The sequence below is a fragment of the Roseibium sp. MMSF_3544 genome (genome assembly GCF_030732845.1).
In the GTDB taxonomy this organism is placed as follows: Bacteria; Pseudomonadota; Alphaproteobacteria; order Rhizobiales; family Stappiaceae; genus Roseibium.
The window spans coordinates 1-21,114 of the sequence record NZ_JASHKA010000040.1 but is presented as its reverse complement, the minus strand read 5'-3'; the positions used below and the strand labels follow the sequence as shown (position 1 = coordinate 21,114).

The 21,114-nt window shown below is 59.7% G+C and carries 23 protein-coding genes and 1 tRNA gene; 19 read left to right on the top strand and 5 right to left on the bottom strand.

Annotation, left to right across the window (positions count from 1 at the left end; translation table 11 throughout):
• Positions 1 to 93: 93 nt before the first annotated feature.
• From RBB47_RS29805 to RBB47_RS29780, 6 genes are all read left to right on the top strand, one after another.
• Positions 94 to 849 carry a class II aldolase and adducin N-terminal domain-containing protein gene (locus RBB47_RS29805; protein WP_305989574.1) on the top strand — a complete coding sequence of 252 codons (756 nt, stop codon included), beginning with the start codon at positions 94 to 96 and terminating at the stop codon, positions 847 to 849.
• 3 nt (positions 850 to 852) lie between these two features.
• Positions 853 to 1,881 carry a fatty acid desaturase gene (locus RBB47_RS29800; protein ID WP_305989573.1) on the top strand — a complete coding sequence of 343 codons (1,029 nt, stop codon included), beginning with the start codon at positions 853 to 855 and terminating at the stop codon, positions 1,879 to 1,881.
• Between the two features lie 14 nt (positions 1,882 to 1,895).
• Positions 1,896 to 2,744 (top strand): 3-methyl-2-oxobutanoate hydroxymethyltransferase, encoded by an 849-nt coding sequence (locus RBB47_RS29795; RefSeq protein ID WP_305989572.1) that lies wholly within the window; start codon positions 1,896 to 1,898, stop codon positions 2,742 to 2,744.
• Entirely contained in the window at positions 2,741 to 4,042 is a 1,302-nt protein-coding gene (locus RBB47_RS29790) for a Xaa-Pro peptidase family protein (protein ID WP_305989571.1), read from the top strand. The genes RBB47_RS29795 and RBB47_RS29790 overlap by 4 nt, the downstream gene beginning before the upstream one ends.
• Before the next feature lie 14 nt (positions 4,043 to 4,056).
• Positions 4,057 to 4,371 carry a non-heme iron oxygenase ferredoxin subunit gene (locus RBB47_RS29785; RefSeq protein WP_305989570.1) on the top strand — a complete coding sequence of 105 codons (315 nt, stop codon included), beginning with the start codon at positions 4,057 to 4,059 and terminating at the stop codon, positions 4,369 to 4,371.
• 78 nt (positions 4,372 to 4,449) lie between these two features.
• Positions 4,450 to 4,668 (top strand): tautomerase family protein, encoded by a 219-nt coding sequence (locus tag RBB47_RS29780; RefSeq protein ID WP_305989569.1) that lies wholly within the window; start codon positions 4,450 to 4,452, stop codon positions 4,666 to 4,668.
• Between the two features lie 10 nt (positions 4,669 to 4,678).
• On the opposite strand, the gene RBB47_RS29775 is transcribed toward RBB47_RS29780, so the two are convergent.
• The 3 genes from RBB47_RS29775 to RBB47_RS29765 all read right to left on the bottom strand — a co-directional run bounded on the left by RBB47_RS29775 (position 4,679) and on the right by RBB47_RS29765 (position 8,392).
• Positions 4,679 to 4,754: transfer RNA gene (locus RBB47_RS29775), tRNA-Thr, on the bottom strand.
• A gap of 189 nt (positions 4,755 to 4,943) precedes the next feature.
• Positions 4,944 to 6,956 (bottom strand): heme biosynthesis protein HemY, encoded by a 2,013-nt coding sequence (locus RBB47_RS29770; RefSeq protein ID WP_305989568.1) that lies wholly within the window; start codon positions 6,954 to 6,956, stop codon positions 4,944 to 4,946.
• 77 nt (positions 6,957 to 7,033) lie between these two features.
• Positions 7,034 to 8,392 carry a hypothetical protein gene (locus RBB47_RS29765; protein ID WP_305989567.1) on the bottom strand — a complete coding sequence of 453 codons (1,359 nt, stop codon included), beginning with the start codon at positions 8,390 to 8,392 and terminating at the stop codon, positions 7,034 to 7,036.
• Here RBB47_RS29765 and RBB47_RS29760 point away from each other — a divergent pair.
• Positions 8,364 to 9,170, top strand: a complete 807-nt coding sequence (locus RBB47_RS29760; protein ID WP_305989566.1) for a hypothetical protein — start codon at positions 8,364 to 8,366, stop codon at positions 9,168 to 9,170. The two genes, RBB47_RS29765 and RBB47_RS29760, sit on opposite strands and share 29 nt — an antisense overlap.
• Here the strand turns inward: RBB47_RS29760 and RBB47_RS29755 are convergent.
• Both RBB47_RS29755 and hemC read right to left on the bottom strand, forming a co-directional pair.
• Positions 9,156 to 9,860 (bottom strand): uroporphyrinogen-III synthase, encoded by a 705-nt coding sequence (locus tag RBB47_RS29755; protein ID WP_305989565.1) that lies wholly within the window; start codon positions 9,858 to 9,860, stop codon positions 9,156 to 9,158. The genes RBB47_RS29760 and RBB47_RS29755 overlap by 15 nt on opposite strands.
• A gap of 119 nt (positions 9,861 to 9,979) precedes the next feature.
• On the bottom strand, positions 9,980 to 10,906 hold the full coding sequence (gene hemC / locus RBB47_RS29750; protein ID WP_305989564.1) for a hydroxymethylbilane synthase: 927 nt from the start codon (positions 10,904 to 10,906) through the stop codon (positions 9,980 to 9,982).
• Positions 10,907 to 11,038: 132 nt separating this feature from the next.
• Between hemC and tsaD the strand changes: the two genes are divergently transcribed.
• The 12 genes from tsaD to RBB47_RS29690 all read left to right on the top strand — a co-directional run bounded on the left by tsaD (position 11,039) and on the right by RBB47_RS29690 (position 21,038).
• Entirely contained in the window at positions 11,039 to 12,109 is a 1,071-nt protein-coding gene (gene tsaD / locus RBB47_RS29745) for a tRNA (adenosine(37)-N6)-threonylcarbamoyltransferase complex transferase subunit TsaD (protein ID WP_305989589.1), read from the top strand.
• 126 nt (positions 12,110 to 12,235) lie between these two features.
• Positions 12,236 to 12,712: an NUDIX domain-containing protein gene (locus RBB47_RS29740; RefSeq protein WP_305989563.1), complete on the top strand. Its 477-nt coding sequence runs from the start codon at positions 12,236 to 12,238 to the stop codon at positions 12,710 to 12,712.
• Positions 12,699 to 13,706: an NAD(P)H-dependent glycerol-3-phosphate dehydrogenase gene (locus RBB47_RS29735; protein ID WP_305989562.1), complete on the top strand. Its 1,008-nt coding sequence runs from the start codon at positions 12,699 to 12,701 to the stop codon at positions 13,704 to 13,706. Before RBB47_RS29740 ends, RBB47_RS29735 begins: the two co-directional genes overlap by 14 nt.
• A gap of 78 nt (positions 13,707 to 13,784) precedes the next feature.
• Entirely contained in the window at positions 13,785 to 14,075 is a 291-nt protein-coding gene (locus tag RBB47_RS29730; RefSeq protein WP_305989561.1) for a YciI-like protein, read from the top strand.
• Positions 14,076 to 14,501: an EVE domain-containing protein gene (locus RBB47_RS29725; protein ID WP_305989560.1), complete on the top strand. Its 426-nt coding sequence runs from the start codon at positions 14,076 to 14,078 to the stop codon at positions 14,499 to 14,501.
• Between the two features lie 119 nt (positions 14,502 to 14,620).
• The gene (locus RBB47_RS29720; RefSeq protein WP_305989559.1) at positions 14,621 to 15,280 is read left to right on the top strand and encodes a methyltransferase; all 660 of its coding nucleotides are present in this window, start codon (positions 14,621 to 14,623) and stop codon (positions 15,278 to 15,280) included.
• Between the two features lie 151 nt (positions 15,281 to 15,431).
• On the top strand, positions 15,432 to 16,607 hold the full coding sequence (locus tag RBB47_RS29715; RefSeq protein ID WP_305989558.1) for a M20 aminoacylase family protein: 1,176 nt from the start codon (positions 15,432 to 15,434) through the stop codon (positions 16,605 to 16,607).
• A gap of 362 nt (positions 16,608 to 16,969) precedes the next feature.
• Positions 16,970 to 17,764 carry a helix-turn-helix domain-containing protein gene (locus tag RBB47_RS29710; RefSeq protein WP_305989557.1) on the top strand — a complete coding sequence of 265 codons (795 nt, stop codon included), beginning with the start codon at positions 16,970 to 16,972 and terminating at the stop codon, positions 17,762 to 17,764.
• A gap of 4 nt (positions 17,765 to 17,768) precedes the next feature.
• Entirely contained in the window at positions 17,769 to 18,533 is a 765-nt protein-coding gene (locus RBB47_RS29705; RefSeq protein ID WP_305989556.1) for a sulfite exporter TauE/SafE family protein, read from the top strand.
• A gap of 140 nt (positions 18,534 to 18,673) precedes the next feature.
• On the top strand, positions 18,674 to 19,786 hold the full coding sequence (gene leuB, locus RBB47_RS29700; protein WP_305989555.1) for a 3-isopropylmalate dehydrogenase: 1,113 nt from the start codon (positions 18,674 to 18,676) through the stop codon (positions 19,784 to 19,786).
• A gap of 438 nt (positions 19,787 to 20,224) precedes the next feature.
• Entirely contained in the window at positions 20,225 to 20,644 is a 420-nt protein-coding gene (locus RBB47_RS29695; RefSeq protein WP_305989554.1) for a hypothetical protein, read from the top strand.
• A gap of 4 nt (positions 20,645 to 20,648) precedes the next feature.
• A complete protein-coding gene (locus RBB47_RS29690) occupies positions 20,649 to 21,038 on the top strand; it encodes a VOC family protein (RefSeq protein ID WP_305989553.1) in 390 nt (129 codons plus the stop codon).
• Positions 21,039 to 21,114 lie beyond the last annotated feature (76 nt).

Below are 21,114 nucleotides of genomic sequence, written 5' to 3'. Positions count from 1 at the left end.
CATATCTGTGAATTCATCGTTTGTCAGCCCCGGCGCGCCTTGCCATGATCGGTCTAGGGAGCGCATGGCCAAACGCGGTGAGGGAGACGCGCGATGTTGCAGGTTGCCGAAAACAGAAATCTGACCCATTGGCAGGAGCGTGTGGACATGGCGGCCGCGTTCCGCTGGACCGCAAGGCTCGACATGCACGAAGCCGTTGCCAATCACTTCAGCCTGGCGGTTAACGACGACGGCACGCAGTTCCTGATGAACCCGAACCAGCGTCATTTCAGCCGCATCAAGGCATCCGATCTCCTGTTGCTGGATGCCAACGACCCCGAAACCATGGAAGGTCCCGACGCACCGGATCCGACAGCCTGGGGTTTGCACGGCTCGATCCACCGGCTGTGTCCGCATGCGCGCTGCGTCATGCATGTCCATTCGATCCACGCGACCGTGCTGGCCTGCCTGGAAGACAGCAACCTGCCGCCGATCGACCAGAACACGGCAACATTCTATGGCCGCTATGTCATTGACGAGAGCTTCGGCGGCCTCGCATTTGAAGAAGAAGGCGTTCGATGCGCAGGCATGCTGAGCGATCCCAAGGTCAAGACCATGATCATGGGCAACCACGGCGTGCTGATCATCGGCGACACCGTCGCCGATACCTTCAACCGGCTCTACTATTTCGAACGCGCAGCGGAAACCTATATCCGCGCGCTCCAGACCGGCCGCCCCTTGCGGGTTCTTTCTCACGAGATCGCCGAAAAGACCGCCCAGGAACTGGAAGACTATCCTGGCCAGCCCGAGCAGCATCTCAATGAGCTGAAAGCCGTTCTCGACAGCGAAAACTCCGACTACGCGAGCTGAGCAATGCCCGACTATGTGCCGACGAATGCCGCGTCCTCGGGCGTCCGGCTAGACAAGAGGACTCTGAAATCCATCGCCGCCCGTTCCGACAGACCGGGACTGATTTACCTGGCTCAATGGATCTGCGGTCTGCTGGTGACCGGCGCGCTGATCTGGTGGTCGCTCGGAACGCTCTGGATGTGGCCTGCAATGCTCATCCACGGGATTTTGCTGACGGTTCCGAGCTACGCGATGAGCCACGAAACGGCACATGGAACGGCCTTCAGAACCAGATGGCTGAACGAGGCAGTGCTTTGGGTTACCTCGCTCATTTACATGGAAGAGCCGCTTCACCGCCGGTATACGCACACCAACCACCACACCCACACCTGGCATGTCGGCAAGGACAGCCAGATGCCCTTCGACACGCCGATGGGTTTTGGCGGCTGGCTGGCAGAGATCACCGGCTTCGCGCTGCTGCGCTTCCACATGGCGGTATTCCTCAACCTGGCCATCGGGCGTTACACAGACACCATGAAAATGGTCACGCCGGAGGGCGAGTTTGCCAAGATGACACGCAATGCGCGGATCATGCTGGCGATCTATGCACTGATTGTTGCCGCGCCCTTTTTCGGCATCTGGTGGCCGGTTTGGCTGCTCATTGTCCCGCGTGTGCTGGGAGCGCCGGTGATGTTGCTCTTCACGTTGATCCAGCATGTGGAACTTCAGGAAAATTCGCCGTCGATCCTTGAAAGCACGCGCTCCTTCCGCGGCAGCTGGCTGGCGAATTTCCTATACATGAACATGAACAACCACGTGGAGCATCACCTTTATCCGCAAGTTCCGTTTCATGCCCTGCCGGCGCTCTCAACTGCGGTGAAGGATCAGGTGCCCGAACCCGATCCCGGCTTTTTCCGCACCAACTTCGAGGTGCTTCTAGTCGTGCTTCGCCGATCGCTCGGCCTGCCCACCAAGGCGCCGACGATCCGCCAGGCACCGCACATGATCACCGAAGGCGGTCCCGCCGAACGTGTCGCCCAAAGGACGATGTAACCGGGAGACGCACCATGAAGCGTATTTATGACTTCAGCCGGAACCCTGCAGAGCGCAACTACACCGTCTCCGACCTGCAAGCGCTGAAAGGCTCCGGCCGCAAACTTTCCATGGCAAATCCGGCCGACAATGATCAGCTCCGCGCCTGTGTCGACGCCGGTATCGACCTCTTCGTTGTCGGTTCTGATCAGATCGAGGATGTCCGCCGGATCGCACCGGCCCACTTTACGGGTGTCGGCTCTACCTGGGCGCAATTCGGCTCTAATGAGGAAATCCTGGCGCACGCTTTCGAGGCCATGCGCAAGGGCGCGGACATGTACTACACCCTGCGCTCTCTTGAGGCGATGGAGATGATGGCCAGGGAAGGCATTCCGGTTCAAAGCCATATCGGCCTGATCCCGACCTTCTCCCACTATTGCGGCGGCCTGCGCGGCTGGGGCCGAAAGGCGGACGAAGCTATGAAGATCTTCGAAACGCTCAAGCGCATGGAAGATGTCGGCGTTTTCGCGGTGGAGGCGGAGTGCATCGCCGAGGACGTGCTGGAGGCGGTCAACAACAAGACGTCGATCGTTACCTTCTCGCTAGGCTCCGGCATGGCGGGCGACGTCATCTTCTCGTTCGTAGCCGATATTTGCGGCGAAACCAGCGAGGAGGACAAACCGCCGAAACACGCCCACGCCTTCGGCAATGTCGGACGGCTGCATAAGCTGATCCATGAAGAACGTGTTGCCGCACTCGGCAGGTTCCATGCGGAAGTGACGGCGAAAAACTTCCCCTACCCGGAAACCAATATCGGCATGCTTCCGGGCGAAAGGGAAAAGTTCCTGGAAGCACTCGACAAGTGGCAGCCGGTCCATCAATGAACGACGCGACAGACTACACCCGCTGTTTCGCGGCAAAACCCCAGCCTCTGACGTTGGAACAGGCGGCAATGATCACGCCGCCGATGCAGGCGGTCGACACGGAAGGCATGATCGACGTGCCGCGCATGCGGCGGTTTCGCAAGAACAGGCTGCGCGCTGAGATTGCCGCCCAGGGTTTTGACGCGATCGTCCTCGTCGAACCCCTGTCGATCCGCTACGCCACGGGCGTGCGCAACTGCACGCTGTTCCAGATGCACATCCAGGCGGGGTACCTGTTCATTCCGGCCGAAGGGCCCGTCGTCTATTTCGACAGCGAACCCGGCCGCAACACCGGCGCGACTCTGGAAACGATTGACGAGATCCGCGACGACATGTTGCCGATCAGCTTCATGTTCGCAGGTCCGAGGCACCTCGAATGGACCGAACGTTGGGCCGGCCAGATCAACGACCTGATCCGCACTCATTGCGGACTTGGCCGCAAGAAGATCGCCGTCGAGCGCGCCGGATTTCATGCCGAGCAGGCGCTTCTTTCCAAGGGTCACAAGGTCGCCGACGTGGCGCCCGTCCTGGCCATGGCGCGCAAGATCAAATGCCCGGAAGAAATTCTGGCGATGAACATGACCCTGGCCGTTGCTGAGGACGGCATGACCCGCATGCGCGACAACCTGCGCAACGGCGTCCTGGAACAGGAACTGTGGGCCTATATGTGGTCCGCCTTGATCGAGGGCGGCGGCGAGTGGCTCGACTACCGCCTGCTCGCCTCGGGAGAACGCACCAACCCGTGGCAGCAGGAAGCGTCCAGCCGCATGATCCGTGCCGGTGATCTCGTGGTATTCGACTGCGGCATGGTCGGCCCTTTCAGCTACGGTGCCGATGTCAGCCGCGCGTTCCGCTGCGGCCCCGGGAGCCCGACCGACTATCAGAAGAAACTCTACTCCATCGCTCACACGGAACTGATGGAGAACACACAGCTTGTCCGCTCCGGTGCGTCCTTTGCCGACATTTCCAGAAGCCGCTGGCTCCCGCCGGAGGGCTTCGGCGATCAGCCCTACCCGTGCATGATGCACGGCCTCGGTATGGCCGATGAATGGCCTGTGATTCTGCACTCGCCCGATCATCCCGAGTTCTACGACGGTGAACTGGAGACCGGCATGGTCATCTGCGTGGAAAGCTATATCGGCGAAATCAGCGGTGTCGAGGGCATCAAGCTGGAGGACCAGGTGCTGGTCACCGACAGCGGTCCGATCACGCTGAGCCGCTACCCCTTTGAAGAAGCGCTGCTGACGCGCGAGTTTTAGCTTGGGAGAATTGCATGAGCACCTGGGTCGACGCCTGCGCCACCGATGATATCGACGATGACGATCTGATCGCCTGGCATCATGGCGGCAAGCGCATTGCCATCTACAACACCGACAAGGGCTTCTTCGCCACCGACCTGATGTGCACCCACGAGGAGGAGAGCCTTGAAGAGGGTCTTGTCATCGACTGCGTCATCGAATGCCCCCTCCACGGCGGCCGCTTCGACATCCGCACCGGCGAAGCCCTGTCGGCCCCGGTCAACATCGACCTGAAAACCTACCCGGTGAAGGTGGAAGCCGGGCGGGTGTTTGTCGACGTGGGGGGATGAGGCGTACGAGTTTGCCAATTGAAACACCCTGATCCAGATAAGAACCAGAACCGGTCGACTGGAGATTAGGAGGCTTGCATGCCGTCAATTGATATTCAGCTCCTCGAGGGCGTCTTCTCTGCGGAGGAGAAAAAACAAATTATTCAAAATGTTACGGAAGCTTTTGGGCAAGTGGCCGGACAAACCATAAAGCAGGGAACATCCGTCCGCATCCACGAGATCAAAAGCGGTTCCTGGGGCTATGCCGGCAACATACTCACCACGGAAATCGCGTTGGAAATGCGGGAGAAAGGCTAGTACCCAAAACTGGTGCCGCTGATAGGACTCGAACCTACGACCCCATCATTACGAATGACGTGCTCTACCAACTGAGCTACAGCGGCGTGTCCTGACGAACAGGCAGGGCGCGGAAGTGGCGCCGGACTCGAAGCGTGTCGAGTGGGCCGCTAATTACCGGAGCTTGGGCCGAGATGCAAGAGACTTTCACCTGCCTTTTACCGAAGATCACATCTTGCGCCATTTCCGCTTCAGCTCGATTCGGCTGACCCTTCAAAGGTCTGCAAGACGCCCCGTCAGTTGAAGAAGCGTGGACGGGTCGTCTTTGACTTCTTGTCCTCTTCCTCGTCTTCCGTTCCCGGATCGTCCGGCATGCGTGACAGGGGGAACTGGATCGGACGGTTCAGGTCCTCTTCGCCGTCGGCCTTCTTGTCCTCTGCCTGCCCGTCCGCGGGTTTCTTGTCGTCGCCATCGGTGCTGTCTGCCTTGGCCTCGGACGTCTCTTTCGCCTCGTCCGGTTTCTTGTCTTCGCCACTGCTGTCGGCGCCGTCCTTGTCGGCGCTGGCTGCGGCAGGTTTTGCGTCCGGTTCCTTTTGCGCCTCGTCCGCCTTGGCGACCTCTTGATCAGCCGGCTTCGGGTCTTCCTTGGCGGGTTCGGCGGCCGCAGGTGCAGCTGCCTTTTCGGGAAGATCCTTCAGCGCCGGGCTGTGCCGGACGTCGTCCGTCGTGCCTTCATAGCCCTGTTTCTCGGTGGAAACAGGGGCAGCTGAAGGCGCGGCCTCGGCCGGCTTGACCTCGACCACTGCGGGCTCCTCCGTCTTGGTGGCGTCTTGCGCCGGTTCGACTTTCAGGTCGACTGTTTTTATATCCTCAGCCGGTTCGGCGGACGGAGTTTCTTCCGGTTCCGCAGCAGTTGCAGCTTCTGCCGCGACCGGAGCCGCGACCGGCAGAACCGGTGCATCGAACAGACTGTCCTCAACCAGATCGCCGTCTTCTTCCACTGCACTTCCGGGCACGGTCCATTGGAACGCGTCCAGCTTGCCGGTCACCGGAGATACCGGCTGCCACTCGGCCGAGACGATGCCGTCGGCAACCCAGGCCTTGTCCTGCGGCGCCTTGAGCGCGCGCGCAAGCCAGTCGCGCATGCGACCCTTGTCGCCGTGCTCAGCTTCCTCGACTTCCGCCATCAACAGGAAGGCAGACCGCGTCGGCTCGGATTGCAGCACTTTTTTCAGCTGCGCCCGCGCTTCGCCGAACTCACGCGCCTCGATCGCTGCCCGGGCGATTGCCATTGCGCCTTCCGGCGTGTTGGTGCGCTGTGCCGACAGCGACTTGACCCGCTTTAGCCGGTCTACCGCAGAGTCTCCGGTGCGCACATGGGCGTAGGTCTCGGCAAGCTCCGGATTGGGAGACAGGCGCCACGTGGCCTCCAGCACCTTCGCCGCCTTGCGGATATCGCCCCGGCGCGTTGCAAGACGCGAGGTCAGGACAGCGGCGGGCACCAGATCGAGGGCCAGACCATGCGCCTCCTTGGCAAGCGAAAAGGCGCGTTCCGGTTCGCCGTCCTCGAGTTTTTGTGCCAGCGCGGTCAGGATAACGGCCCGCTCGCGGCGATAGCTTTTCTTGTCCAGAAGCTTTGCGGCATAGTTCCGCTCCAGCGTCTTCAGCGCTTCGTCCCAGTGATGGGCGACAGCCTGGTAACCGAGCACAGCCTTCCCGGCCCATTCCAGGCCAGGCGACGTCCTGGCGGCTTCTTCGGCATAGTGGCGCGCTGCCACCGGTTCCCTGTGACGTTCGGCTTCAACAAACAAGCCATGAAGGCCGAGCGCCTTGGTTTCCGGATTGTCCAGCATGTCCTCGAAGCGCTTGCGCGCTTCGTCGTCTTTGCCGGCCAACTGCGCGGTTTGTGCAAGAAGGAGCTTGGCTGCCGGTTCATCCGACAGCAGGCGGTCCGCTTCAAGCCCGTGCCGGCGTGCCAGTTTGGCATTCCCGGTGCCCAGCGCGATCAGGCCATGCGACAGGGCTTCAAAGCCCTTGTCCTTGCGCCGGCGCCGAAAGAACCGAGTGGCAATTTGCGGCGACTTCAGGATCACCCGGATGCCCCAGACAATGAAGAGCACGACAGCCAGGATGACCGCAGCGACGATGCCGACAATCACCGGCGTCTGTTCCCACGTGTCGGTGCCGACTTGCTGACCGTCCTGATAGACAGGCCAGGAAATCTCGATCGTTCCCGGCAGATCGGCCATCCACGCAAATCCAGCTGCCAGGAGGAAAAGCAGGAAGAAAAAGATAAAGACGCGAATCATTCCGCTCGCTCCCAACCACTGCCGGAGATCAACGGCAGAAAATTATTTTCTCGGACAGTTTTCATAACGTTCGCCAATCAACTGTCCTTTGCAGCAAGTGCGTTCAACACCTCTTGCGAGGCCTTGTTTGTCAGGTCATCCACCTGGACGCGCGCCTGTGCACGCGCAGCCCATTCCGACGCCGGCGCCTGCGCGGTCTCGGGCAGCTCGGCATAGGCCGCAAGAGCTGCCTGCAGATCACCCGCACTCACCGCGTTTTCCATTTTCTGCAGGGCCGCACCAGGTCCTTCACCGACTGTCGCGCCGGACCGGCGTACCGTGAAGATTGACCTCGCGCTGGTCACAAGATCGTCCAAAACATCACCGGACTGGTCGGGTTCGGAAAATGTCTGGTAGATCTTGTGCGCAACCGGCGGGAACTGCGCAATCAGCACAGAGACCGGTTCGACCCCGGTTGAGGCATGTGCCTCAAGCGCCTTCACGTCGATATCTGCCGGCAGGCCTGCCTTGACGGCCGCCAGTTCGGTCTCATAAGGACGGCCTGAATCAACAGCCGTCTTCAAGGCGGACACAGAAAGTGCCCTCGCCGCCACCTCGCGCGCCGTGGCATCGCCCATTGTGCTTTCGACCTGCTGCAGGCGTTTGGAAATCGCATCCAGTTCTGCCCGGATACTCTCAAGAGCCGCGGTATTGGCCGCGCCGACAGAGTTGATGTCCGCCGAGAGGCTCGAAAGCGTCTCGGTCGCGCGCGCCTGGCTGTCGGCAAGCGTCTTCAAGGAGACATCCGACGTTGAAACCGCGGTCTGGGCAGCTTTTGCGGTCGCCTCTGCGTTCTGAAGCCGGTTGTCAACGTCCGCGAGTTCGGTTTTCAGGCCGCTCACTTCAGTTTCAAGCCCGGTAACCGAGCCTGACAGCTTGTCCGCTGCGCTTGTTGAGGTGGTCGCCTCGCTCTCAAGCTTGGACAGACGGTCTTCCAGCGGCGTCAGGTCAGTCTGCGCCTGGTTGCTCGCCGCGCTTTCCAGGGCCGACAGTCTCGTCTCCAGGGGCGCCAGATTGACCGACGCGCTGTCACCAACGCTGCTGCTGCCGCCAGCGGACATAACATCATTGCGAAGGCTCTCGAAATCCTGTTTCAGGGCTTCGATCGCCGGCCCGACATTCGCGGACGCTGAAGAAACGGCACTTTGCAGATCGCTTTCCAGTGAAGACAGCCTGGTTTCGATCGCCGAGACCGCGTCACTTGCAGTCTGGCCAGTCGCTGAGTTGCTGACGTCTTCGATCTTCTGTTCAAGCTCGGAAATCTTGCTTTCGGCTGCCGAAAGTGCGCTGGCGAGCTGCTGGTCCTGTTCCGGCGTCAGTTTCAGGTAACCGGCCTGATGAAGCCCAAAGCCGCCGCCAAGGACAATGATGCCGCCGATCACGGCCGCAATCAGCACACCGAATGCTCCGACCCCACCACGCTCCTCAGCGGCAGGCGGGTTGGAAAAGGTCGACGATCCGGAAGGTTTGGACGTTTGCGCCGACGTTGTGGGTCTCGTTGTTCCCGTTGATCCAGGCTTGGCGGATGCCGAGGAGGTCGCGCTTGTCTTCGTGGAGGATGACGGTGTTGTACTTGAAGGCTTTGCGGAACTTGTCGCTGTGCCGGTTGCACCGGTTGAGGCACTTTTGGTGGCAGAAGATGCTGAAGCTGATCCGGCTTTCACACCTGCTGAAGGTGTCGATGACGAGCTGCCCGGCTTCGAGGTTGCAGACGGTGCGCTGCCCGGCTTTGCATCGCCCGGTTTCGCTGCCGTCGGTTTCGTGTCAGCCGGTTTCGTGTCAGCCGGCTTCCTGTCCGACGGTGCGGAGCTGCCGGACTTCGGCACGCTCGTTGAAGAGCTGCCTGTTGCCGTACTTGCCGATGGTGTGCTTCCGGGCTTGTCCGCGACCTTCTCCGCCTTCAGGTCGATCGTGACCGGCCGCTTGGACCCCGCGGTGCTTGACGGCTTGTCGCTGCTGCCCGGCTTGTCTGAGGAGCCGGAACCGGTGCCGCCTGAAGAGGACGTTCCGCCAGAAGATTTCTTGTCTGTCGCCATCTGCTCTCCTCCTGAACCCATTCTGAGCGGGTTCTTTCACTCACTATACACACCTCTTGGCGAAGCGGTACCGCCTCGAAGCAGTCTTTTGCGCGCTGCAAAACAACGACTCCACCTGATCTGGTTAACACTCTCCTAAAACCAGATCCAGCAGTGCCTTTTCGCAAGGTCTCTCAGCCACTTTCACCTCCATATGATCAGATAGAGGCTCCGCTGCCTGATGCGAGATCGCGTAAATTCGCAAGCTGGAGAAAATGTGATCCAGCCCGCTGTTTTTGAGCAGTTGCAAAAACGTTTCCGCCGTGCGTCTGGAAAAAACCAGAACACCCTCATATTGGGACGCAACAAGCTTCGCTTCAACGTCTTCCGGAAGGCGCATCGCCGCATCCATTTTGTAAACAACCAGGGTCTTGCAGCTAACGCCGCCGTTGGTCAGTGCATCCTCAAGATCACCTGCGCGGTCCTTTGCCGCAGGATAAAGGACGAAGCCCTGACCCAGTCTGTTCTTGTGCGACAGTATCAGCCTGCCCAGAGCCGTAATATCGCCGGAGGCCGATCTGACGTCATGGTATCCGGCCTCGTGGCAGGCTTGTGCAGTGGTGTCTCCGACGGTGAAAACGGGCAAGTCCCTCAATTGCTGCAATTGCCCGTGCTGCTGCAGCGCCTCGACCGCCCGCCGGCTGGAAACGGCGAGCGCTGCAACGCCAATCAAATCGATCGTTTCCGGAGGCGATGGTGTGAACAACAGAAGCGGTGCTTCATCCGCGGCCTGCCCTGCGGCCCTGATCCTGTCGGCGGTCCGTTTGCAGTCGGGTTGCGGCCGGGTCACGAGGAAACGCATTGGTCTAGGGTATGGACTCATGAATGAAGCAGATTTGGTTTGGATCGTTTTGGCCAGCTACCAGGAACGAACGTGTAGGAAATGTGGTTCATTTATGAGGCCGCACCCTAGTCATCGCTGAGAAAACCCGGCCCCATGCGGGCTTTCAGTGCTTCACCGGCGGCAACCCCGATCCGGATGGCATCGCCCACGGCGCCGCTTTCCTCCGTCTCGTGGGCTTCACTTCCGTCCGGCTTGAGGACGATCCCCATGAACCGCAACGTGTCACCGTCAATGGTGGCAAGACCGCCGATTGGCGTGCGGCAGGAGCCATCCAGAACGCCAAGGAAGGCCCTTTCGGCATCCAGCCTGATTTGTGTTTCCGCGTCGTGGATCGGCGCCAGCATGGTAAGGGTTGCGGCGTCGTTTTCCCTGCTTTCGATGCAGATTGCGCCTTGTCCCACCGCCGGCAAAAACGTGCTGGTGTCAAGCAGGCTCGTGATCTCGCCCTCAAGGCCGAGACGATTGAGGCCGGCGGCCGCCAGCAATGTCGCGTCGACCTCGCCATCCGCCAGTTTGCGCATTCTGGTCTGAAGGTTGCCGCGATACATGACCACTTCGATATCGGGCCTCAAACGCTTGATCATTGCCTGACGGCGCAGCGAACTGGACCCGACAACGGCCCCGTGCGGAAGATCGGTGAGGGTCTTTGCCTTGGGTGACAGGAAGGCATCGCGCACATCTTCGCGCGGCAAGAACGCGGTCAGGGCAAGGCCCTTGGGCAAAACGGTGGGCATGTCCTTGGAGGAATGAACGGCGATGTCGATGCGTCCGTCGAGCAAGGCTTCCTCAATTTCCTTCGTGAAGAGACCCTTGCCGCCAACTTCGGACAGCGGCCGGTCCTGGATCCGGTCTCCGGATGTCTTGATGACTTCGATTGCAAAAGCATCTTCAGAAAGGCCGTGCGCCGCCATCAGCCGGTCGCGGGTTTCATGGGCCTGCGCCAGGGCCAGTGCGCTGCCCCTTGTCCCGATGCGCAAAGGATTTGATTGCAAGGTTTACCGTCCAGATGTTACGCCCGGCACACAACTGCCGGACCAGTATGAGTTTCCCGATCTAATGTCCTATCACAGGCCGCGATTGTAAAACCAATGACTTCAGTCAATTCAAATGACAATGCGACCAATCTGACCGTCCTCGGCATTGAAACCAGTTGTGACGAAACCGCCGCAGCCGTTGTGCGCGGTCCGGCGCAAAAGCGCATTCTGTCAAACACCATACGCTCGCAGATCGACGAGCATACGGAATTCGGCGGGGTGGTTCCGGAAATTGCTGCAAGAGCGCATATCGAAATCCTGGACAGGATCGTCGCCGAAGCGATGAACGAAGCCACCTGCACCTGGGACGACATCGACGCCGTTGCCGCAACGGCCGGCCCTGGTCTGATCGGTGGGGTCATCGTTGGTTTCATGACGGCCAAGGCGATTGCCATGTCAGCAGGCAAGCCGCTGATCGGAGTCAATCACCTGGAGGGCCACGCGCTCACCGCACGGTTGACCGACGATCTCGACTTTCCGTTTCTGCTGCTTCTTGTTTCTGGCGGCCACAGCCAGTTTTTGCTGGTGCGCGGCATCGGAGATTACGAACGTCTCGGCACCACGATCGACGATGCCATTGGTGAAGCCTTCGACAAGACTGCCAAACTGCTCGGCCTGCCTTATCCTGGCGGCCCACACGTTGAAAAGATGGCCGCACGAGGCGATGTGGCCCGGTTCAAGCTGCCGCGGCCCTTGCTCGACCGGCCGGGTCTCGACATGTCCTTTGCCGGCCTCAAGACGGCCTTGCGCACACAGGCAAAAAAACTCGAGCCGGTCGATGAGCAGACAATCGCAGACCTTTGCGCAGCCTTTCAGCGGTCTGTCTCGGATGTGCTTGCCACTCGCACGAGATCCGCACTGGAGCTTTTCCGCAACCGGTACCCGCAAACCGAACCGGCAATCGTCGTTGCCGGAGGCGTTGCGGCCAACCAGGAAATCCGCAGCGCCCTCACCGAAGCATCCGATGACGCCGGGGCCCGGTTCATTGCCCCGCCAATGCACCTTTGTACCGACAATGCCGCCATGATCGCCTGGGCGGGTATTGAACGGATGCAACTCGGCCCGGTCGACGACATGGGACTTGCCCCCAGACCCCGCTGGCCGCTTGATGCGGAAAGCGCAGGCGTTCTCGGCGCTGGAAAGAAGGGCGCTAAGGTTTAATCAAGCCAAGTAACTGTCGCGCTCGGTCTAAATCGCACCTTCTGACGCGAGAATTCACACCGGCGCCCTTTTTCCTCGTGAGAGTGCCTGCTAGGAAGAACGCCTTCCAAAAAGGACTTCTCTTGCATGCACGTCTACCACAAGGCTTACGTCTACCTGACTTGCGGAACGGATCTTCTGGTCTTTTCCGAACCCGATCACCCGGAAGTCGGGCTTCAGGTACCAGGTGGTACGGTGGACCCGGGGGAAAGCTATCTGCAGGCAGCCCTCCGTGAATTTGCCGAGGAGACAGGACTTTCATTGGATATCGCGCTCGAATCGTTCGCGGACCAGGACCGGATCTTTGAAAATGTTCCCGATTGCCTCGATGGCTTGCATCGGCGGCGGCATTTTCATGGATCCGTCCGGGAAAAGCCCGCTGCGGAATGGGAACACTTTGAAACCTCTCCGAGTGCAGGCGGACCACCGATCCGGTTCCGCCTGTTCTGGATAGATTTGTTCTCTGACGATGCACCTGCCGAGGCCGGGTTCTTTCACGGGTTTGGAGCGCAACTTGAAACACTACGGTCGCGCATGGAAAGGCAGAGCAATGGGCGCCATTAAGACTGTCGGCGTCATCGGTGGCGGAGCATGGGGCACAGCCCTGGCCCTGACGGCTGCCCGGGCCGGACGGGAAGTAAGGCTTTGGGCAAGAGATCCGGAGACGGTCTCTATCATTCGCTCCCGGCGGCAGAATCCGCGCTATCTCGCCGGCATCACCTTTGACGAGGATCTCAACGCAACTTCGTCGCTGGAAGAAGCAGCAGATACGGACGCCGTGCTGCTGGTCACGCCGGCGCAGACAACCCGAGCCATGCTTGCCGCTCTGAAGGAAACCGGTGCCGTTCGTGGTCCGGTCGTGCTGTGCGCCAAAGGCATTGAACAAAGCTCGGGTTTGCTCTTGTCACGAGTGATGAGCGAGGAACTTCCGGGCGTGGAACCCGGCGTCTTGTCCGGCCCGAGTTTTGCCGACGATGTTGCGCGCGGCCTGCCGACCGCCGTCACGGTTGCAGCCAATTCCGCCAAGAGCGCCCTCAGCCTCTGCGAAGCGCTGCAATCGGTCTGCTTCCGCCCCTATGCCTCGATCGACGTCCTTGGAACACAGATTGGCGGTGCGCTCAAAAACGTTCTGGCCATCGCTTGCGGCGCGGTTGTCGGACGCAAGCTGGGTGCCAGTGCTCAGGCAGCGCTGACCGCGCGCGGGTTTGCCGAACTCACCCGGCTTGGCACAGCCATGGGAGCCCAGAGTGAAACCCTCACCGGGCTGTCAGGGCTTGGCGACCTTGTTCTGACCTGCTCTTCCAGCCAGTCCCGAAACTTTTCCTTCGGGCTGCGGCTCGGCGAAGGCTTCATGGCGTCTGAACTGATATCCGCCGGCGGAAAACTTGCAGAGGGCGCCTATTCGGCAAGGGTCGCGGTCAAGCTGGCGCAAAAGCACGACATCGAAGTACCGATCTGCGAAACAGTCGCCAGGATGATCGACGAAGACCTTTCAATCGACGATGCTCTCAACACTTTGATGGCGCGTCCCCTGAAAGCGGAATCGGAAAGCCTTTAACGGCGCATTCCGGGATTGAGTTTGTCATGAGTCGGCCCTAGGTTCTGACGAACTTCGCTTAATCAGGGATCCCACATCATGCTCTATGCCTTGATCTGCACCGACAAACCCGGTGCATTGCAAACCCGTCTCGACAACCGTGATGATCACATCGCCTTTCTGAAAAGCCTTGGCGACGGCCTGAAAGCCGCCGGGCCCTTCCTCGACGACGACGGCAACATGACCGGATCGCTTGTCGTGATCGAGGCCGCCAACCGGGACGAGGCGCTCGCGATAGCGGAAGAGGACCCCTATGAGCGGGCAGGCCTGTTCGAGAGCGTCGAAATCCGTCCCTGGAACTGGGTGATCAAGAACCCGGAGGTAAACTAAGTGCAATATTGGCTGATCAAATCCGAGCCGGACAAGTGGTCGTGGGAGCAACAAAAGGCCAAGGGGGATGCCGGCGAGCAATGGGACGGCATCCGTAACTATCAGGCCCGCAACAACATGCGCGCGATGGAGATCGGCGACAGAGCCTTCTTTTATCATTCCAATATCGGCAAGGAAGTCGTTGGCGTCGTCGAGGTTTGTAGTGACATTCATCCGGACACGACCACGGACGATCCGCGCTGGGAATGCGTGGATTTCAAAGCTGTGTGCGACATGCCCGAACCGGTCTCACTTGCGGATGTGAAAGCCGAGCCGCGCCTTGAAAAGATGGCGCTCGTTGCCAACACCCGTCTTTCGGTGCAACCGGTCACGGAAGACGAGTGGAAGATTGTTTGCGAAATGGGTGGTTTGAAAAAGCCGGCATAGTCGGCGCCACGACACCCCACTCTCGGTTTCACCCCCTCGCCCGGCGAGGGGGGTTTTGGGAAACGCGGGATGCTGAACGCAAGACGCGTCTTCGCGACAAACCGGAATGGGTAACGTCCATGTCCCCTATCGAGGACCCCGTCGGTTTCATCCGCCGGGAGACCAAAATCAAGCCGGTTCCCCACGCTGAGGAAATCCGGCTCCACCTTGCCGATGAAGCCATGGAGATGTGGCAGAAGACGGAAGAGGAACTGGGAGAGCTTGGCCTTGCTCCGCCTTTTTGGGCTTTTGCCTGGGCAGGTGGCCAGGGGCTTGCCCGCTATATTCTGGACACGCCCTCGCTGGTCGCCGGAAAAAAGGTTCTCGATTTTGCCTGTGGGTCGGGTCTTGTCGGCATTGCGGCGATGATGGCCGGTGCAAGATCCTGCCATGCGGTGGACATCGACCCTTTCGCGTTGGCGGCAACCAGTTTGAACGCGAAGCTCAACGGCGTAGAGCTCACCCTCGAAACCGCCGACATTACGTCTTCCGATCCTCCGGAGGCCGACATCGTCTTTTGCGGCGATGTCTTTTACGAAAAGCCGATGGCGGTGAAGGTCCTTGCCTTCCTGGACAGGCTGACCGATGGCGATACAGAGGTCTTGATCGGTGACCCCGGCAGGTCCTTTTTGCCGACAAAACGCCTTATTGAGCTGGCTGAGTATTCTGTGCCGGTCGTCGCCGCGCTGGAGGACAACGAGGTAAAAAGAACGCGGGTTTTCCGCCTGTCGAAAAATTAATCCGCAGCATATGGGAAAGTCGGATCATTTCGGTTATTTAGCGATCAATCGGTCAGTTTTTCTACCTTCAAGCTTTCCCTTTGAATTATGTGCGGTAGGTTAGCGCGTAGACGACCAATTTCTAGTTTCATCCAGCGTCCAGGAGTGTTTGATGCCCATCGTGAACCGCCTTGCCGACCTCGCTGACGAGATCACCGTCTGGCGCCGGGATCTCCACGAGAATCCGGAAGTTCTTTACGAAACCGTGCGCACAGCCGGAAAAGTGGCGGAGCTGCTGGAGAGCTTTGGCGTTGATGAGGTCACCACCGGTATCGGCAAGACCGGTGTGGTGGGCGTGATCAAGGGACGCAACGGCGGCACTGGTCGAACCATCGGCTTGCGCGCGGACATGGATGCACTGCCGATCGAAGAAGAGACGCAGAAGCCCTACGCATCCAAGGTTCCCGGCAAGATGCACGCCTGCGGCCATGACGGCCATACCGCCATGCTCCTCGGCGCTGCCAAATATCTCTCCGAAACGCGTAACTTCGACGGCACAGTGGTGGTGATCTTTCAGCCCGCCGAAGAAGGCGGCGCCGGCGCCAAGGCCATGATCGATGACGGCCTGATGACCCGCTGGCCGATTGACGAGGTCTACGGCATGCACAACTACCCGGGCATGCCGATCGGCGAATTTGCGATCCGCAAGGGCCCGATCATGGCGGCAACGGACGAGTTCAAGATCACCGTTACCGGCAAGGGTGGCCACGCCGCCAAACCGCACCAGACCATCGACCCGGTTGTCGCCGGGGCCAAGATCGTGTCCGCCCTGCAGACAATCGCCAGCCGGAATGCCGATCCGCTCGATTCAGTAGTTGTCTCCGTGACAGTCTTCAACGCGGGCAGTGCCTTTAACGTTATTCCGCAGGAAGCCGTCCTGCGGGGCACGGTACGCTCCTTGAACCCGGAAATGCGCGACCTCGCCGAACAGCGTATGGAAGGCATCGTAAAGTCCATCGCCGAGGCCTTCGACGCAACCGCAGAGCTGCATTTCCGGCGTGGGTATCCGGTAACGGCAAACCACGACGAACAAACGGATTTCGCTGCAGAGATCGCAGAAGGAATCGCTGGCGAAGGAAAGGTCAACCGGAACATCGCTCCGATGATGGGTGGCGAAGACTTTTCCTACATGCTCGAAGAACGCCCGGGCGCCTTCATCTTCGCCGGCAACGGCGACAGCGCCGGCCTTCACCACCCTGAGTATGACTTCAACGACGACCTTATTCCGGTCGGCTGTTCCTACTGGGTCAAACTCGTGGAAACCGCGCTGCCCGCAAAAGCGGCCTAGCATAAAAGCACAGAATTATCCCACAGGTTGTCGTCCCGGTTTGCCGCGCGAGCGGTAAGACCGGGACCCAGTATTCCGTGTGACCCGCGACTGAAAAAGACGACCAGACAAGAGTTTACCGGATCCCGGCCTTGCGCTTCGCTCCAGCCGGGATGACAATTCTCGGGGACGGACCCATGTCCCGCTGGACAGGACAGCGTTGGATCAAACCACGGCAGGACGCTTTGCTGCGGGATTGCGGGTGAAACTGGATCGCTGTTTGCCTGGCTGAACGGATCGACGCACAGCGGGATGACGAACGTCGGAATTCGCTATATGACTGACGCCGGTCCCCGCCGGCGTTTTCTTTTGGGCACTTCGCAATGACACTTTCCCCGTTCAAGCTTCCCTTCCTGGTGACATATGTGCTGGTCGGCGCCGTGGTCGGGGTGCTTGTCATTCACCCGCTCAACCTGGTCGTGGTCTGGTGGGAACTGTCGCGGTTTTCAGAGACGGCCCCCAACCTTTTTGAATTCCTGTCGGCGCGCCTCTGGCTGATCCTGCTGCCGCGCCATCTGGATGTCGCGATCGCCTATACATTGGTTGGCGCTATCGTTGGACTGGCCTTTGCCATATTCACTCGCAACTACCTGCGAACCACCGAGGCCTACAAGTCGCTGCGCGATGAACAGACGACGCAGATCCCCGCGATCATGAAACAGGGTGAGAACGAGCGCGTCGAATTCAAATCCTCGCTCCGGTGGGACATGAAGGAGGATCGTGTCAACCGAGGCCTTGAAAAGGTCATCGCCAAGACGATTGCCGGCTTCTTCAACGCCGAGGGCGGCTATCTGCTTGTGGGTGTCAACGATGATGGTGAGCCGCTCGGTCTGGACAAGGATCTTTCCACGCTGAAGAGCCCTGACCTCGATGCTTTCGAGCGCACCGTCAATGACATCGTGTCGAAATACCTGGGAGGGGACCTGTGTCCCTACATCCACACTGTCTTTTCCAGGGTGAATTCGAAAGACGTGGCGATGATCATCATCCGCCCGACACCGCGGGCCGCTTATCTGGACGAGAACCGGTCGTCCGCATTTTACGTGCGAAGCGGCAATTCCACCCGGCAGCTCGACGTTCGCGAAGCGCTCAGCTACGCCAAGACGCGCTGGAACTGACTGGATGGACCTTCTTGCATCGGTCTTTCCGGATCAGCTCGGCCCTGTCGCGACCATCGCGCTTGTGATCGCCAGTTTTTTCACCTCCGCCCTGACCGCTGCTGTCGGTCTTGGCGGCGGCATCGCGTTGATTGCCGTGATGGCAAACCTCATGCCCGCGAGCGCGCTTGTGCCGGTTCATGGCGTGGTTCAGGTCGGCTCCAACGGGGGCCGCGCCCTGGTACAGCTGAAACATGTGGACTGGTCCATCGTCGCCTGGTTCACGGCTGGCGCGATCATCGGAGCCGCACTCGGCGGCGCCATCGCGGTGGAATTGCCTTCCTCTGTCCTGCGTGCCGGCATTGGCCTGTTCGTGCTGTGGGTCGTCTGGGGCAAACCGCCCAAATTCGGCAAGGTCCGCAAACGCGCAATGGCGGTGGCAGGGTTCGCCTCGACGTTTCTGTCCATGTTCTTCGGCGCCGCTGGCCCGATCGGCGGCGCTGTCCTGTCGACGCTCGGTCTGACGCGTCACGGATTTGTCGCCAACCAGGCGGTCACCGCTTTGGTGATGCACGTTTTCAAGATCCTTGCCTTCGGCGCTCTCGGCTTTGCTTTCGCCCCTTGGGCCGGCCTGATCGTCATGATGATCCTCAGCGGCTTCCTCGGGACGCTCGCCGGTTCACGTCTTCTCGGCAAGATGGAGGAAAAGACCTTCAAGACAGGCTTCAAATGGGTGATGACAGCGCTGGCGCTGAACCTGCTCTGGCAGGCGGGCCGAAGCTGGTTCTGAAGAGATCGGGCGCTGCTCCTGAACGCTTGACCGTTCAGGGCGCCTTACTTGAGTTATTCGCAACAGCTGCGCCTTGAAAGACCGGGCCTGACGCTGTAACTCAGCCTCAACGGTTTTCAATAATTTGGGATGGAACGTCCATGGCTTCTCACAGTCTTCTGCTTCTGCCGGGCGACGGCATCGGCGCCGAAATCATGAAGGAAGTGGAAAAGGTAATCGCCTGGTTCAACGAAAACAGCGATATGTCCTTCGACACAACCGAAGGCCATGTGGGCGGCGCTGCCTACGACAAGCACGGCGCTGCGATTTCTGAAGAGGACATGGCCAAGGCGCTCGAAGTCGATGCTGTGATTTTCGGCGCAGTCGGCGGTCCGAAGTGGGACAAGGTGCCTTACGACGTTCGCCCGGAAGCCGGTCTCCTGCGCTTGCGCAAGGAGATGGAACTGTTTGCGAACCTGCGCCCGGCGATCTGTTACCCGGCCCTTGCCGACGCCTCTTCGCTCAAGCCGGAAGTTGTGGAAGGTCTCGACATCCTGATCGTGCGGGAGCTGACCGGCGGTGTCTATTTTGGCGAACCGAAGGAAATCACCGACCTCGGCAACGGCCAGAAGCGCGGCGTCGACACCCAGGTCTATGACAGCTACGAGATCGAACGCATTTCCAAGGTCGCCTTTGAGCTGGCACGCACGCGCAACAACAAGGTCACGTCCATGGAAAAGCGGAACGTGATGAAGTCCGGCGTGCTCTGGAACGAAGTCGTCACCGAGACGCATCAGCACGGCTTTGAAGATGTGGAACTGGATCACATGCTCGCCGATGCCGGTGGCATGCAGCTTGTGCGCTGGCCGAAGCAGTTCGACGTCATCGTCACCGACAACCTCTTTGGCGACATGCTGTCCGACGTTGCCGCCATGCTGACCGGCTCTCTCGGCATGTTGCCGTCCGCCTCTCTTGGTGCACCGGATCCGGTTACCGGCAAGCGCAAGGCGCTTTATGAGCCGGTCCACGGCTCTGCACCCGACATTGCCGGCACAGGCGCCGCCAATCCAATCGCCATGATCGCCAGCTTTGCCATGGCGCTGCGCTATTCCTTCGAGGAGATCGAAGCCGCCGACAAGGTCGAAAAGGCGATCGAAGCTGCTCTGGAAAAAGGTCTGCGCACCAAGGACATCGCCAAGGACGGGGACACCATCGTGACCACCTCGGAAATGGGTGATGTCATCGTCGCCGAACTGGAAGCGCTGAACGCCTGATCGCAACATCGTTTGCAATGAAAGCCGCATACTAGTCACCTGAATCTGAAGTTCGTCTCACTTTTCAACTCGCTCTGAACGAACTTCAGATTCAAAAAGGTGACTAGCAAGTTTATGCTTCTAGTGCGGTTTTCGAATTTGAAATACGCTCCCGCGAGGGTTGCTGCGATGAGGCGTGTTTCAAATTCACCAAACTAGTATCCCGTGGGCGGTTTACATGTTTGTGGCATCTTGTGCGTCGTCATCCCGGACGCAACGAAGTGAAGATCCGGGATCGGTGAGCCAATGTCATGGTTTATCTCGACGAGGAATTGCAGCTCCCCGATCCCGGCTCGCGCTGCGCTTGGCCGGGATGACGTTGCGGCGTCGCAATCACTTCACCGGGAGCCTCCAAAAGTCCCTCGCGGCATTTCTTTTTGCAAGATCCGGATTGATCACATGACCGAAGACAAAATCGCACCTTTTCTCGGCACCTGGATCCTGGATTCAGATGAAAGCGAATTCGACCAGGGCGAGCCGCCGAAAAGTGCAACGCTCCGGATCGAGGACAATTTCGGCATGGTCAGCTTCACCATGAACCAGATTTCCGCGGAGGGTGAAGAAACCAGTGACACGTTCGAGGCCATGCCGGACGGGCCGGAAGTAAAGCTTGGCAAGAGCGGATTGGTCGACGCCATGCGGCTGGTGTTTCAGGGCGAGCGGAACCTTGTTTCCGAAGCACGGCGCGGCGGCCTCACAATCATGAAGGCTGACCGCGAGTTGTCGGAGGATGGCCGGACCCTGACGGTTACCCAAACCGTCCATCTGGTCGATGTCGCCAGCTTCACCAACACGTCCGTCTACCACAAGGCGCAATGACCAAATGAAACAGATCATCGGCGCTGTCACGCTTGTCGTGCCGGACTACGACGAAGCGATAGATTTCTATGTGGGCAGCCTTGGCTTCGAACTGATCGAGGACACGCCGCTGTCAGAGACAAAGCGCTGGGTTCTGGTCGCCCCGAAGGGCAGTACGGAAACGCGCCTGCTCCTGGCGCAGGCAGATGCCCCGGCGCAGGCCGCGAGCATCGGAAACCAGGCCGGTGGCCGGGTGTTCCTGTTCCTCGACACGGACGATTTCGATAGGGACTACAAGTCGATGGTCACTGCTGGCGTCACGTTTCTTGAGAGCCCGCGCTCAGAACCCTACGGCAAGGTCGCCGTCTTCCAGGACCCGTTCGGCAACAAGTGGGATCTGATCGAAAAGACCTGACCCTAGGTGTGCTTTCCAATGAGGTTGTTCACCGATTGAGGTTCAGACGACTGATCGGTGTCTTGAAGTTAATGCC